Here is a 14,561-nt window from a genome sequence, read left to right on the forward strand (position 1 = left end):
GTCAGTAGGTGCCGAGGAACTTCTTCGGAGTGCCGGGCGCGGGCTGGCGCTGCACGGTCACCGAGCCCATCATCGCCATGCCGCGCACCCGGATGACCGGGGAGTCCGGGCCGATCGCCGCAGGGGTCTTGTCCTTGCCGTGGCCGAACTCGCCCATGATCGGCGTCCCGTCGACCACCACGTCGAAGTGCGCCGGGACGATGATCTTGACCTCGCCCATGATCGTGCTGGCGTTGATGTGGGTCGTGCGCGCGGCGAGCTGGGCCTGCCGCAGGTCGATGACGACCGAACCCATGAGGGCGAAGGCGCTGTGGTGCTCGGGCACCGACCAGACGCCCTGCCGCTTGCACTCCCCCAGGATCGCCGTCGACGAGGCGTGACCCACGGCCGGGACGTAGCTGGCTCGCGGGACCGGAGCGCTCGCCGGCTGCGGGTGCGCGGGCAGGTGGAGGTCGGCGGTGATCGGCACCAGGTCGGCGTACGTCTTCGCGCCCCACGTCAGCTCGAGGCGCTCGTCGAGCTCCTCGAGGTCGATGCGCCCCTCGCCGGCCGCATCGCGCAGCACGTCGGCGACCTTCTGGCGGTCGTTGTCCGAGATGCGCAGCAGCGACGGGTCCGGTGGCCGGTTCTCGATCTCCCCCATGGCGTCAGGATAGCGATGTGACGGCGCCCGGCCCCGTGACGGGCGTCAGGTCCCACCGTGCCGACAGCGGCGAGCGACGCGCGGCCGCCGCTGCCGGCACCCCGGAGGAGCCCTAGTCCCCCGGCTCGGCGGCGTACTCGTCGCCGAAGTCGATCCGGTTGCGGGTGCTCCCGCCTGCGGGATCGGCCGACTGCCACGCAGGAGTCGGACAGGTCGGTGCCGGACCCTCGGCGGTGTTCCACCGGGGCTGGGCGATGAAGCACGGACGCTCGGTGGCAGGTGCGGGCTCGATGATGGCGGGCGCCGGCGGTGCGGCGTACGTCGTGGTGATGGCAGTGATGCACGTGATGGTCGTGGCGCCCGCGATCGCGGCGATCCGGCGGAACGACGAGGTGGTGATGTTCATGATGGGCTCCTCTGGCGGGGCCGGGCGGGTGCCCGGCGGCTGTTCTCGGGACCACCAGAGTCGGTCCGGCGTGGACCGGGTTGACGACGGTTGACGAAGGTTGACACCCCCTCTTTTCGGGTTGCCGGACCGCAGCGCAGAGAGGATCGTCGCAAGCGAGCCGACGAGTGGTGAGAGGGGCCGTGTGAGCGCGCTTCCCCGTCCCGACCTGCCACCCGGACCCGCCCGGTCGCTCAACGACGCCCTCCACGGGCTCCACCACCGGGCCGGCTGGCCGTCGCTCCGCACCCTCGCCCGCGAGACCGCCGTCTCCCACACGACCGTCTCCAAGGTCTTCTCCACCCCCGCGCTGCCCTCGTGGGGCACGCTCGAGCTCCTGGTCGAGGCTCTCGACGGCGACACCGCTGCCTTCCACGCCCTCTGGCTCGCCGCCTCCACCTCAGTCGACGGCAGCGAGCCTCCGCCACGGATCGCCGGACGCGGCACCGAGCTCGACGTCGTACGACGCCACCTCGAGTCGGGCACCGGGCTCCTGCTCGTCACGGGCGAGGCCGGCATCGGCAAGACCACCGTGGTCCAGGCAGCGTGCGACTCGGTGCGCAGGTCGGTCACGCTGGCCGCCGGACGCTGCCTGCCACTGTCGACGGAGATCCCGTTGATGCCGTTCACCGAGGCGCTCCGGGGCTTGGGTCGTCGGGACAGTGGACGGGCGATGTCCGACGCGCTGGGCGAGTGCCCCGACTACGTCTCCCCGGCCCTGGCCACGCTGCTCCCGGAGCTGGGCGCGACCGGCGAGCTGCCCGACCCCGACGACCGCTGGTTGCGCCAGCGGCTGTTCTCGGCCGTCACCGAGCTGACGGAGGTCCTGTCACGCCGCAGCGCGTTCGCACTCGTGCTGGAGGACCTGCACTGGGCGGACGACCTCACCCTCGACCTCGTCGACCACCTGTTCCGCACCAGCCGGACCAGGATCCTGGCCACGTGGCGGACGGACGACCCGGACGTCCCTTCGCAGCGACGCGACTGGTGCACACGCGTGCGCCGCGACGCAGGGGTGATCGGGCTGGGCCCGTTGACCCGCGAGGAGACCGTCACGCAGCTCACCGTCCTGCGCCCCGGCACCTCCCGCACTGCGGCTGCGCTCATCCACCAGCGGACCCACGGCCAGCCGCTCTTCTCCGCGCAGCTGGCCCACGCGGACGCCGGTGAGCCCACCTACCTGCGCGAGCTCCTGGACGGTCGGGTGGCTCGCATGGGCGGGAGCGCGTGGCGGGTGGCCGCCGTACTGGGCGTGGCGGACCGTCCGCTCCCCGAGCCCACGGTCGTCCGCACCCTCGAGGTCGACCCGCAGGCGCTCGCCAGCACCCTCCGGGAGCTGCGCGACCTGCAGCTGCTCGGCGTCACCGACGCCGCCGTGCACCTCCGGCACCCGCTGCTGGCCGAAGCCGTCCGTCGACGGCTCCTCCCCGGCGAGCGGGTCGACCTCCACCGGGCCCTTGCGGCCGTGCTGGCGGAGGACCAGGAGGTCGAGCCCGCCGAGATCGCTCGGCACTGGCACGCTGCCGGACAGAAGCCCGAGGAGCGCAGGTGGCGGATACGAGCCGCTCGAGCCGCGGCAGAACGCTTTGCGGCGTCGCAGTCGGCGGACGACTGGCTGCGCGTGCGGGAGCTCTGGCCGCCGGACGCGCGCGCGGTCGACGACGAGCAGGCAGACCGCTACGAGGTCGTGGTGGGCATCGCCAACCAGCTCGACCTGGCCGGCCGGCCGGCCGAGGCGATCCCGGTGCTGGAGGCGGAGCTGGTCACGAGCGACACGTACGACGTTGCCGAACGGGCTCATCTGCTCGCCCTGCTGGCGAGGTTCAACTCCTCACAGTTCCACGTCGGCGAGCGCGGCCTCGAGCTGAACGAGCAGGCCATCGAGCTCTACCGGAGCCTGCCGCCGTCGGCCGGGCTCGCCGCAGCGCTCAACTGGCGGGGCACGGAGCTGGAGTGGCACGGCCGGCGCGACGAAGCGGCGGCTGTGCTCGACGAGGCCGCTCGGGTCGCTGCAGCGGCAGGGGACGCGCCCCTCGAACGCTCGGTCCGCGCCCAGCGTGCATGGCAGATGGTGGCCTCGGGCGACGACACGGGCCTGGTGGAGATGGAGCACGCCATCGAGGCGTTCGGCTACGGTCACAACCTGAAGCGGGACCTCGCCGTCGCCGTCCGCCACTCCGACGCCCTGCTGATGACCTGCGGCTCCGCGGCGGCGGTCGACGCGGCGGCGCGTCCGGCACTCGAGCTCGCCCGACGCTGGAACATCTCATCGGGGCACGTCCAGGTCCTCACGACCAACGTCAGCCAGGCCTGGCGCCGGGAGGGCTGCGTGCACCGAGCACTGGAGGTCGTCTCCGACCACACGGCGGACGAGGAGCCCGGCCCCTTCCCGCTCCTCCACATCGAGCGGGCCACGGTGGACGTGCTGCGCGGCGACGCCGAGGCGGCTCGCCGCAGGCTGTCCCACCTGGAGTCGGGACGGTTCGAGGTGATGGATCCGTTCATCGTGGAGGCCCGTGGCCTGCACGAGGTCTGGACGGGTGACCCGGGCGCCGGGCTGCGGGCACTGGTCAGCGCCCTCCACGGACGCCATGACGAGATCGCCCCGGGGACCGTGGGAGACCTCCTCCTGCTGGCCTCGCGCGCGGCCGCCGACATGTGCGCCGCTGCGCCCGCGGACGAGCGACGCGACGCGGCCCGAACCCTCGAGACCTTCCGTGCGGGACTGCACCACGACCCGTTCGAACCGTCCGCCGTCCTGGCAGACCGGGCCGCAGCACCCCAGTGGGCTGCCGAGCTCGGGCGACTGCACGGGGAGGACCACGTCGACGCCTGGCTGGCCGCGATCAGGACCTGGGACAGTCTCTCCCGCCCCCACGACGCGGCGTACTGCCGGTGGCGAGCGGCGCAGTGCGCGCTGCGCGACGGTCAGGGGACCGTGGCCCCGCGCCTGCTCAAGCGTGCCGCGCGGGATGCCCATGAGCACGTCCCACTCTCAGAGGCGATCGCCCGGACAGCGATGGGACATCGATGAGCGCCCTTCCCCGTCCCGACCTCCCACCCGGTCCGCACCGCGAGCTCGTGGACAGGCTCCACGAGCTCCACCACCGGGCCGGCTGGCCGTCGCTGCGCACCCTCGCCCGCGAGACCGCCGTCTCCCACACGACCGTCTCCAAGGCGTTCTCCCGACCCGCACTCCCCAGCTGGGGCACCCTGGAGCTGCTGGTCGAGGCGATGGACGGCGACACGGGGGTGTTCCACGCCCTCTGGCTCGCCGCCTCCACGTCCGCCGAGGGCAGCCGTCCCGCGCCTCGCATCGCCGGACGCCGCACCGAGCTCGACGTCGTACGCCACCACCTCGAGTCCGGCAGCGGACTCCTCCTCGTCACCGGCGAGGCGGGGATCGGGAAGAGCACGCTGGTCCGCGCTGCCGCTGACGCGGCAGCAGCCCACGTGGCCACGGGCCACTGCCGGCCCCTCTCGACGCCGGTGTCGCTGATGCCCATGGTGGAGGTGCTCCGGGACCTGATGTCGAGAGACGATCGGTCCTGGTCCGACGCGGTGATCCGCGCATCCCCGGCCTGGGTGTGGCCGACCCTGGCGCCGCTCCTTCCCGAGCTGGGCACGGACGCCCTGACGGGTCCTCAGGACTTCGGACGCCAACGCCTGATGAGCGCAGTGATCACGCTTGTCGAGGCCTTCCACGCCGAGCGCCCGCTGGCGCTGTGGCTCGAGGACCTGCCGTGGGCGGACTCGGCGACCCTCGACCTCGTCGAGATGCTCGACAGCCACGGTTCACGTCTCCCCGTCGTGGCCACCTGGCGCACGGAGGATCCCGACACGACCCCAGTGCACACGCAGTGGTGGGACCGCGTGGCAGCGCGAACCTCTCGTGTCTCCCTCGTCCCGCTGTCGCGCGCGGAGACCGCCGACCAGCTCGCGCTGATGGACGGGGTCGTCCCGGCGGCGGCGCGGGTCGACCAGATCTTCCGGCGCAGCCAAGGACAACCACTCTTCACTGAGCACCTGGCGTCGGGAGGCCAGGCGGGCGACGCCCTGCCGGACGTGCTCGCGGGCGCGCTGTCCCGGCGCCTCGACCTGCTGGACGGGGACGACTGGCTCCTGGTGCGCACCCTCGGCATCGCCGACAGGGCGTTGACGGTCGAGCAGCTGGTGCGGGCCGCGGGCGTGCAGGCCGACCCGGTCCCCGCACTGCGGGCACTCGTACGCCAGCGGCTGGTGGCGAGCGTCGACGACAAGGTGCAGCTGCGGCACCCCCTGCTCGGCGAGGCGGTGCGCGCCATGCTCGTGCCCGGCGAGGCACGTGGCGTGCACGTCGGGATCGCGGTCGCACTGGAAGAGCTCTCGGATCCGCCCGCGGCAGAGGTCGCCGGGCACTGGCAGGCCGCCCGCCGGCCGGCGGACGAGATGAGGTGGCGCATCCGCGCCGCGCTGGCCGCCGACGCCAGGTTCGCCCGGCGGGAGGCATTCGCCGAGTGGAGTCGTGTGCTCGAGCTGTGGGGTGTCACCTCGCCCCCGGACGGTGAGGCCGAGGTGGACCTGGCCCAGGTGCTCGTGCGGCGTATCGAGTCCGCGATCCGTGCCGGGCACGGCGTGGAAGCAGTGGGTGGACTCATCGAGGAAGCCATGGCCACTCCCCTGCCCGAGCTCGGTCGGGCAGCCGTGCTGCTCCGGGCGGGAGACATCGAGTGCGGCTTCGGCGACGTGGCGCTGGGGTTGCGGCTCATCGATGAGGCGGTCGCCATCCAGAGCCGGCACGCACCCACCAGAGAGGCGGCACGCGTGCTGGAGGTCCGCGTCAACATCCTCGGTTCGCTCGGTCGCAACGAGGAGCTGGGCGCCGACATCGCTCGCGGACTCGACATCGCTGCCGCCCTCGACGCGCCCGAGATCGCCCGGATCTTCCTCGCCCAGTCCGCTTGGGCGCACGTCGTCGACCACGACCCCGGCGGAGCCCGCGACCTCGCGTGGCAGGCGATCCGTGCCGTCGACCCGGACCGGGACCCGGCCGGCACCATCCGGGTGGGTGCGTCTGCGACCGAGGTCCTGCTGGCCGTCGGTGCATCCGCCCAGGAGATCGCTGAGGCTGCGACGGATGCCGTGGTCCACACCGACCGGTGGCAGGTCCTGGGCCTCGCCCCCGACGGGTTGTACTCCGACGTCGCCGAGGCCTACCTCCGCGCGGGCGACGTCACCAGGGCCGCGGAGTGGATCGAGCCGCGAGTCCGGGGTGTGACTGGCGCGCAGCTCCGGCGGAGTCGACGCGCGTCGTGCGCCGTGGACGTGCGACGGGGCGAGCTCGCGTCGGCACTGGCCATGCTGGAGCACCTCGAGGCCATCGACCAGGGCGACCACTACGCCGTCAGCGCCGCGTTGCGGAACCCCGTGCACGCCGAGGCACTGTTGTGGTCCGGGAAGGCGAGCGAGGCCGGCGCCCACCTCGCCCTCGCCCTCGAGGTGGTGAGCACCAACGATCTCGCCCTGGAGTCGGCCTGGCTGCTTGCGATGTGCGCGCGGACTGAGGCCGACCTGGTGCAGTCGGCTGCGCCATCGGAGCGACATGCGGCTCTCGCGCGCGTCGAGCTGATGAGGGCGACCTGCGTTGCAGACCCGTTCGGGCCGGATGCGTACGGCGCCGACCTCGCCGCCCACACCGCGACCTGGCGCAGCGAGCTGCAGCGGATCGTCGGCCGGGACTCTGCCGGACCTTGGGCCGGTGCGGCAGCGGAGTGGGACAGCCTCACCCGCCCCCACGACGCGGCGTACTGCCGGTGGCGGGCTGCGCAGTGCGCGCTGCGAGACGGACAGGGCACTGTGGCGGCCCGGCTGCTGAAGCATGCTGCACGCGACGCGAAGGAGCACGTGCCGCTGGCTCGGGCGATCGCCAGGACCGCGGGCGGCGGCTGATCAGGCGGCCGGGGGCCGTGCCGCCGCGACGTGCTGGTAGTCCTTCGACGACACCCAGTAGCCGCCCCACTGCCAGCCGATCCGGGCGAACTCGCGCACCAGGAGGTCGCCCTCGCGGATCACGCCGACCGGGACCGGTGCCGACCTTCCGCGGTCGATGGCCGCGTAGCGCCGCCCGGCCGGCGGGTCGATCGAGCCGGGTCGGACGTAGGGGTTCTGGACCGGGTTGACGTCGATGGCCGCACCGAAGGCGTGGTCCGACCAGTTCCGCTGCCCGGCGACGCGGCGGCAGTTGAAGCCCGACGTGTTGTTGTCCGCCATCGACGCGTCGTCGTCACCGCCGTACTCGTCGACGAGCCGCATCCGCGCGATCGGGTAGCCGACGTCGTACAACCGGCCGAAGACCTGCGTCACGTCGCGGGCGAAGCGACGGTGGACCACCATCTCTCCCGTGCGGGCCAGGCCTCCGAACCCGCGGTAGGTCATGGTCAGGTGCCGCAGGTCGGACAGCGGGACCGGGCAGCCGCGCCGGTGGCTGCTGCCCCTCATCCGCTCCGCGAGCGCGGCATCGATCGGCGCGATGGTGGCGTCGTACTCCGGGTCGTCGGCCTGCGCCTCCCCCCGCTCCGCGGCCAGGCCCGAGCAGCGGGCACCCGCGCGCCAGTCCCGGACCGCCCCCGCGCGAGCCGGTCCGGTGACCGGCAGCGGTCGGCCGTCGGGGGCGATCCGCGCCGGGACCCAGTCCTCCTCGACCACGCCGTCCGCGTCGAGGCGCAGGGTCAGGACACCGGTGTCGGGCTGGCGGGAGTGGTACCAGACGAAGTTGCCGAGGCCGTAGGACACATAGGTGTCGCCGGACCAGCCGGCACCACCGAGCACGTGCGAGTGGCTGCCGACGACGACGTCCGCGCCCGCGTCCGCGAGCTCGCGGCCGAGCCGGCGCTGGCTCTGGGTGGGGCACGCCTCGTTCTCGCGACCCCAGTGCACGTAGACCACGACCAGGTCCTGCTGCGTGGCTGCGGTCTCGACGGCGTCGAGCAGCAGGTCCGTACGACTGCCGCGGGCCGCCGCGATCCCGGCGTTGCGCGGGCCGGCCGACCAGACGCCGCTGCCGCCCTCACGCTGCACGGTGTCGGCGGCGAGGAACGCCACGTCGAGGTCGTCCTTGCGGACGACATGCGGGGTGAACGCCTCGACCGAGTTCCGGCCGGCCCCCACCACCGCGACCCGGCTGCGCCGTGCCGCCCTGATCGTGTCGCTCAGCCCGACCTCACCGTAGTCGCCGGCGTGGTTGTTGGCGACGGTGACGACGTCGACGCCCGCGTCCGCGAGCGCGCCCAGCGCCCGCGGTGGCGTACGGAAGTAGTAGCGGTCCGAGGCGAACTCGAGCTCCTTGGGGTCACGGCGTCCGCGCTCGGTGACCGGCGTCTCGAGGTTGACCATCGCGACGTCCGCGGACCGCAGGGTCCGGGCGATCGGGCCGAGGCCGCGTCGCAGGAGGGTGCCGACGTGCGCCTCGAAGTGGACGTCGCCGGCGAAGGCGAGGGTGACCTCGCCGCGCGCGGGTGTCGCGACCGCGTCGTCGACCACCGGGACACGAGCATCGTCGCGGGTGCGGGTGTCACCCGGTGTCGTGGAGGTGCACGCGGTCAGGGCGAGCGCCGCCACCGCTGCGCCGCCCCACTCCCGAGCACCCATTCCTCGAGTGTGCCCCAGACCACCACACGGGCCGGCCGGGCCGGTTCGGTCAGGCCGCGGCGGCGACCAGGAACCGCGAGACCGCCAGGGCCGCCTGGCGCCCGGCTCGTGGAGCGCCGATGGTGCTGGCCGACGGGCCGTAGCCCACCAGCTGGACGCGGGGGTCGCGTGCCGCAGTGGTCGCGCCCTGCACGTTGCCGCGCACCGGCACCAGTGCGATCCCGCCCTCGGCGGTGCGCAGCCCGAGCGGCGCGAGGTGGTCGACGGCCGGGCGGAACCCGGTCGCCCAGAGGATCGCGTCCACCCGTTCGAAGGCCGCTCGTCCCGAGCCTGTCGGAGGGTCCGACCAGCGCACTCCGTCGGCCTCGATCCGCTCGAACATCGGGAGCCGCTCGTACGCCCCGAGCCGCGCCGCCTCCTGCTCCTGGGGGCGCAGGGCCAGCCCGGTGACGCTCACGACGCTCGCCGGCGGCAGCCCGCGGCGTACGCGCTCCTCGACCGCGGTCACCGCGGCGAGCCCGGCGGCGGCGTCGAAGTCCTCGCGCCAGACCGGCGGGCGCCGCGTCACCCACAGGGTGTCCGTCACCGGCGCGAGCTCGCCGAGGAACTGCACGGCCGAGGCACCGCCGCCGACGACGAGCACGCGCCTGCCGCGGAAGTGCTCGGCGCCGGGGTAGTGCGCGGTGTGCACCTGCTCACCGGTGAAGTCGCCGATGCCGGGGTAGTACGGCACGAACGGCCGCGTCCACGTCCCGCTGGCATTGACGAGGGTCCGGGTGCGCCACTCGAGGTCGCCGGCGCGCACCACCAGCAGGTCGCCGTCGCTCTCGACGCGGTCGACCCGCACCGGGCGCACCACGGGCAGACCCTGCTCGCGCTCGTAGTCGCCGAAGTAGTCGGGGACCACCGCATTCGCCGCTCGCCCCGAGCCCGCGGGTGCCGTCGACGCAGGCAGGTCGGCGACCCCGTGCACGTCGGCCATGCTGAGCGACGCCCAGCGGTGCTGCCAGGCGCCACCGGGCTGCGGGTTGGCGTCGAGCACGACGTGGTCGACGCCGCGCTGGCGCAGGAAGTACGACGCCGCGAGGCCGGCCTGGCCGGCGCCGACCACCACAGAATCCAGGACCGCCACGGTGGCAGAACACCCACCCCGCAGCATCTATGCCCGCCACCACGTCCGTGGCAACCTCGGTCGCATGGACATCGCCACTCGTGCCACCACCCTCCTCGAGCTCCACCACACCGGCACCACGCTGGTCCTCCCCAACGTCTGGGACGCCTGGTCGGCCCGCGTCGTCGCCGACGCCGGCTTCCCGGCCCTGAGCATCGGCAGCCACCCGCTCGCCGACTCGCGCGGCCAGGGCGACAACGAGGACATGTCGCTCGACGACGCCCTCGACGGCGTACGCCGCATCTGCTCCGCCGTGCCCGACGTGCCGGTCACCGCCGACATGGAGGCGGGCTACGGCGCCGCTCCCGCCGAGCTGGTCGAGCGACTCCTCGAGGCCGGCGCCGTCGGCCTCAACATCGAGGACACCGTGCACTCCGAGGGCGGTCGGATGCGCTCGGTCGCCGAGCACGCCGACTACATCGGCGGGCTGCGCCGGGCAGCCGACGCCGCGGGAGTCGACGTCGTCATCAACGCGCGCACCGACGCCTTCATCAAGTCCGACCAGTTCGAGGACCCGGTCGCTGAGGCGATCACCCGGATGCTGGCGTGCGAGGAGGCCGGGTCGCGCTGCTCCTACCCCGTGGGCGCACCCGACGCCGCCTCGCTCCAGCGGCTGCTCGACGCGCTCGCCGGACCGCTCAACACGATCGCCAACCCGCGCAAGGGCTCGGCCGCGGGCTCGCTGGAGGACCTGCAGGTCATGGGCGTGCACCGGGTGACCTTCGGCCCGCTGCTGCAGAAGGAGCTCGCGCCCGACCTGACCGCGCTCGTGGCTGCCTGGAAGTAGGGCTGCCGCTCAGGCCACGACCAGCACCGGGGCCGGTGCCACCTCGAGGCGTACGGCGTCGCCGGGCTGCAGCCGCAGCGCGTCCGAGCTCGCCAGCTGGGCGACGACGAGGGTGCCGTCGGCCAAGGTGCAGGTGACCCGCGACAGCGGGCCCAGGAACATCACGGTCGTGACGGTGGCCGGCCCGGCCGGGTCGGCCACCACCGACACCGACTCGGGGCGGACCAGGGCGTGCCCCGATCCGGTGGCCGAGCCGGGCAGCACCGGGACCTCGCGGCCCATCACTGCGGCCACGCCGTCGCGGACCTCGGCCGGCAGCCGGTTGCTGAGGCCGACGAACTCCCCCACGAACCGGCTGGCGGGAGCGGAGTAGAGCTCGGCGGGCGGCGCGAGCTGCTCGAGGCGCCCGGCGTTCATCACGCCGACCCGGTCGGCGACGGCGAGCGCCTCCTCCTGGTCGTGGGTGACGAAGAGGGTCGTGGTGCCGACCTCGATCTGGACGCGGCGGATCTCGTCGCGCAGCTGCACGCGGACCTTCGCGTCCAGGGCCGAGAGCGGCTCGTCCAGGAGCAGCACCGAGGGCTCGATCGCGAGCGCACGGGCCAGCGCGACCCGCTGCTGCTGGCCGCCGGAGAGCTGGTGGGCATAGCGGTCGGCGTGCTCGCCGAGCCCGACGAGGTCGAGCATGTCGCCGGCACGCGTACGACGGGCGGCCCCGTCGCGGCCGCGCATCTTGAGGCCGAAGGCGACGTTGTCGATGACGGTCATGTGGGGGAACAGGCTGTAGGCCTGGAACACCATCCCCATGTCGCGCTTGCTGGCCGGCACCTTGGTCAGGTCCTTGCCGCCGACCGACACCGTGCCCGACGTGGCGTGGTCCAGCCCGGCGAGGATCCGCAGGGCCGTCGTCTTGCCGCAGCCGGACGGTCCCAGCAGGGCGACGAGCTCGCCGGGGACGATGTGCAACGTGAGCCCGTCCAGCGCCTTCACGTCGCCGTACACACGGGTGAGGTCCGACAGCTCGACGGCGAGACCACGATCAACGGTCTGTTCGGTCATGAGGAGGCTCCAAGCTTGTGCCGGTCACGGCTGAGGAAGGTGAGCCCGATGAGGAACAGGGCCACGAGGATCATCGAGGCGAGGGCCGCGGCCATGGCGGCGGGCCCGTTGTTCTTGTAGAGCGCGGCCATCGCCACCGGCAGGGTGTCGAAGTGCAGCAGCGACGCGAAGACGTACTCACCGAGCACGAGCGCCACCGAGATGAACGCGGCTCCGAGCACGCCGCCGGTGATGTTGGGCAGGACGATGCGCACGATGACGGTGAACCAGCTCGCGCCCAACGAGCGGGCCGCCTCCGACAGCGTGGCGACGTCGATGGCCGAGAGCGACGCGTCGATGGCGCGGTAGGAGTAGGGCAGCACCAGCACGACGTAGGCGAACGTCAGCACCAGGGGCGAGTCCCCGAGCACGTAGGTCACCCACGAGTAGACGTTGGTGATGCCGACCACGATGACGAGCGCCGGGATGGTGAGCGGGAGCAGGCACAGGAACTCGATGAGCCGGCTCACCCGCGGGACGCGCAGGCGCACCCAGACCATCGTCGGGACCAGCAGGGCGACCATCAGGACCACCGTGAACAGCGCCAGCAGCAGCGAGGCGACGATCGAGGACCGCAGGTCCTCGTCGGTGAACATGAACGTCCAGTTGTCCCACGTGCGACCCGGCGCGCTGCCGCGGACCTGGGTCGAGAAGTCGAACATCGCCAGCAGCGGGACGAAGAAGTAGGCCGCGAACGCCAGCAGCAGCACGGCGCGGAAGACCCGGAAGCCCCTCGGCGGCGTCACCGCATCCACCTCGACGTACGTCGCAGCAGCAGGTTGTAGGCCACCATCACGACCGTCACCACGACGATCATCTCGAGGGCGAGCGCGAAGCCGACGTTGGCCTGGCCGAGGAGGACCTCGCTCGTGATCGCCTGCCGGATGAGGAGCGGCACGATCGGCTGGCCCTGGCTGACCAGGACGGCCGCCGTCGCGTAGGCCGCGAAGGCGTTGGCGAACAGCAGCAGCAGCGCGCCGAGGAAGGCAGGCGTGAGGAGCGGGAGCGCGACGTGGCGCCAGTAGTCCCAGGTGCTCGCGCCGAGGTTGACCGCGGCCTCGCGCCACTGCGGACGGAGGCCCTCGAAGGCGGGCGCGAAGACGATCACCATGAGCGGGATCTGGAAGTAGCAGTAGACGACGACGAGGCCGGGCAGCCCGAAGAGCCAGCCCGAGCCGTAGAGGTTGGCGCCGGTCAGGTCCATGATCGCCTTCGTGACGACACCGACCGGACCGATCGTCGCGATCCACGCGAAGGCGAGCACGACGCCGCCGAACTGCGCGAGGACGCCGCTCACCGCGAGCGTCGCGCGGCGCATCAGGCTCTGCGGTGACATCGAGACGATCAGGTAGGCGAGCAGCGCGCCGAGGACGGCGCCGATCAGGGCCGTCGACGCCGACAGGATCAGCGAGCCCTTGAGTGCCGTGACGGCGGCGTCGCTCGTCAGGGCGTCGAGGTTGCCGAGCGTCAGGCGTCCGGCCTCGTCCTGGAAGGCACCGACCACGACCGTCAGGGTCGGGACGACGAGGAAGACCAGGACGAAGCCGAGGAACGGCAGGAGCGGGAGGACCGGGCCGACGGCGAACCGCCGGCCCGTCCTTCCGCTCGTGGTGGGCGAGGTGCTCAGCGGATGGCCTTGGACCAGTTCGCTGCGAGGTACTCGCCGGCGGTCACCGTCTGCTCGTCGGTGGGGATCACCGGCTCGCCCTCGACGACGGGCAGGGCGTCCCAGAGCGCGGCGTCGATGGTGCCGGCCTCGGCCATGGCGTCACCGCGGACCGGACGGGCACCGCCCTTGAGCCACAGGTTCTGGCCCTCGTCGCTGTAGAGGAACTCCTGCCACAGGCGGGCGGCCGCCGGGTGCGGGGCGTCGGCGTTGATGGCCTGGAAGTAGTAGCCGGCCACGACGGCCTCGGACGGGACGACGGTCTTCCACGTGTCGACGTTGGCGGCAGCCGCCGCACCCAGGTAGTCCCAGTCGATGACGACGGGCGTGGTGCCCTGCTCGATCGTCGTGGAGTCCGGGTCGACGGTGAGGAAGTTGCCGGCCTTCTTGAGCTCGGTGAAGAAGTCGACGCCCGGCGCGATGTCGTCGGCGGAGCCGCCGTTGGCGATGGACGCCATCATCACGCCGCTGAAGGCCGCACCGGCCTGTGTCGGGTCGCCGTTGAGGGCCACCTTGCCCTTGAACTCCGGCTTGAGCAGGTCGGCCAGTGACGTGACGTCGGGGACGACCGCGGAGTCGTAGCCGATCGACATGTAGCCGCCGTAGTCGTTGACCCAGGTGCCGTCGGCGTCCTTGAAGTTGTCGGGGATCTCGTCCCAGGTCTCCACCTGGTAGGGCGCGAACAGGTCGGTGTTGGCGAGCGCGACGGACTGGCCGAGGTCGAAGACGTCGGGGGCGCGGTCGGTGCCCTTGAGGTCGTTGGCCGCGTTGATCTCGTCCTGCGAGGCGGCGTCGGGCTGGTCGGAGTTGACCTCGATGTCGTACTTCTCCTCGAAGGTCGAGATCATCTCGCCGTAGTTGGCCCAGTCCGGCGGCAGCGCGATGACGTTGAGCTCGCCCTCGTCCTGCGCGGCCTTCACGAGCTCGTCGAGGCCACCGAAGTCCTCGGCCGACGTGGCGGACGCTGCGTCGACGCCGCTCTCCGTGGTGGTGTCGGTCTCCTTCTCGGGAGCGGCGCAGGCCGCCACCGACATGAGCGTGGCCATCGCCGTGAGCGACACGAGTGTCTTGCGGGTGTTCATCGGACCTCCAGAGAGCATCTGCCGTGGATCGGCGGTGTGTGCC

At 72.7% G+C, this 14,561-nt stretch carries 11 protein-coding genes; 3 read left to right on the plus strand and 8 right to left on the minus strand.

The window, feature by feature from the left end:
* Nucleotide 1: 1 nt before the first annotated feature.
* Complete coding sequence (locus BM127_RS01540) at nucleotides 2-643, minus strand: DUF1707 SHOCT-like domain-containing protein (protein ID WP_091193401.1); 642 nt, start codon at nucleotides 641-643, stop codon at nucleotides 2-4.
* A gap of 112 nt (nucleotides 644-755) precedes the next feature.
* Complete coding sequence (locus BM127_RS01545) at nucleotides 756-1,049, minus strand: hypothetical protein (RefSeq protein WP_091193403.1); 294 nt, start codon at nucleotides 1,047-1,049, stop codon at nucleotides 756-758.
* A 184-nt stretch (nucleotides 1,050-1,233) separates the two neighbouring features.
* Between BM127_RS01545 and BM127_RS01550 the strand changes: the two genes are divergently transcribed.
* Together BM127_RS01550 and BM127_RS01555 are read left to right on the plus strand one after the other, a co-directional pair.
* On the plus strand, nucleotides 1,234-4,122 hold the full coding sequence (locus tag BM127_RS01550) for an ATP-binding protein (RefSeq protein WP_175507300.1): 2,889 nt from the start codon (nucleotides 1,234-1,236) through the stop codon (nucleotides 4,120-4,122).
* A complete protein-coding gene (locus BM127_RS01555; RefSeq protein ID WP_091193409.1) occupies nucleotides 4,119-7,016 on the plus strand; it encodes an ATP-binding protein in 2,898 nt (965 codons plus the stop codon). Before BM127_RS01550 ends, BM127_RS01555 begins: the two co-directional genes overlap by 4 nt.
* Here the strand turns inward: BM127_RS01555 and BM127_RS01560 are convergent, their stop codons facing one another.
* A complete protein-coding gene (locus BM127_RS01560; protein ID WP_091193411.1) occupies nucleotides 7,017-8,714 on the minus strand; it encodes a CapA family protein in 1,698 nt (565 codons plus the stop codon). It abuts the gene before it with no gap.
* Between the two features lie 49 nt (nucleotides 8,715-8,763).
* On the minus strand, nucleotides 8,764-9,846 hold the full coding sequence (locus BM127_RS01565; RefSeq protein WP_091193414.1) for a flavin-containing monooxygenase: 1,083 nt from the start codon (nucleotides 9,844-9,846) through the stop codon (nucleotides 8,764-8,766).
* 64 nt (nucleotides 9,847-9,910) lie between these two features.
* On the opposite strand from BM127_RS01565, the gene BM127_RS01570 reads away from it, so the two are divergent.
* A complete protein-coding gene (locus tag BM127_RS01570; RefSeq protein WP_091195323.1) occupies nucleotides 9,911-10,672 on the plus strand; it encodes an isocitrate lyase/PEP mutase family protein in 762 nt (253 codons plus the stop codon).
* A 9-nt stretch (nucleotides 10,673-10,681) separates the two neighbouring features.
* Here BM127_RS01570 and BM127_RS01575 read toward each other — a convergent pair whose 3' ends face one another.
* The 4 genes from BM127_RS01575 to BM127_RS01590 form a co-directional block, all read right to left on the minus strand.
* A complete protein-coding gene (locus BM127_RS01575; RefSeq protein ID WP_091193416.1) occupies nucleotides 10,682-11,731 on the minus strand; it encodes an ABC transporter ATP-binding protein in 1,050 nt (349 codons plus the stop codon).
* On the minus strand, nucleotides 11,728-12,516 hold the full coding sequence (locus BM127_RS01580) for an ABC transporter permease (RefSeq protein ID WP_217642306.1): 789 nt from the start codon (nucleotides 12,514-12,516) through the stop codon (nucleotides 11,728-11,730). The genes BM127_RS01575 and BM127_RS01580 overlap by 4 nt, the downstream gene beginning before the upstream one ends.
* Nucleotides 12,513-13,274: an ABC transporter permease gene (locus BM127_RS01585; protein WP_217642307.1), complete on the minus strand. Its 762-nt coding sequence runs from the start codon at nucleotides 13,272-13,274 to the stop codon at nucleotides 12,513-12,515. Before BM127_RS01585 ends, BM127_RS01580 begins: the two co-directional genes overlap by 4 nt.
* Before the next feature lie 119 nt (nucleotides 13,275-13,393).
* Entirely contained in the window at nucleotides 13,394-14,518 is a 1,125-nt protein-coding gene (locus tag BM127_RS01590; protein WP_091193421.1) for an ABC transporter substrate-binding protein, read from the minus strand.
* Nucleotides 14,519-14,561 lie beyond the last annotated feature (43 nt).

Source organism: Nocardioides alpinus, from assembly GCF_900112035.1.
Lineage (GTDB): Bacteria > Actinomycetota > Actinomycetes > Propionibacteriales > Nocardioidaceae > Nocardioides > Nocardioides alpinus.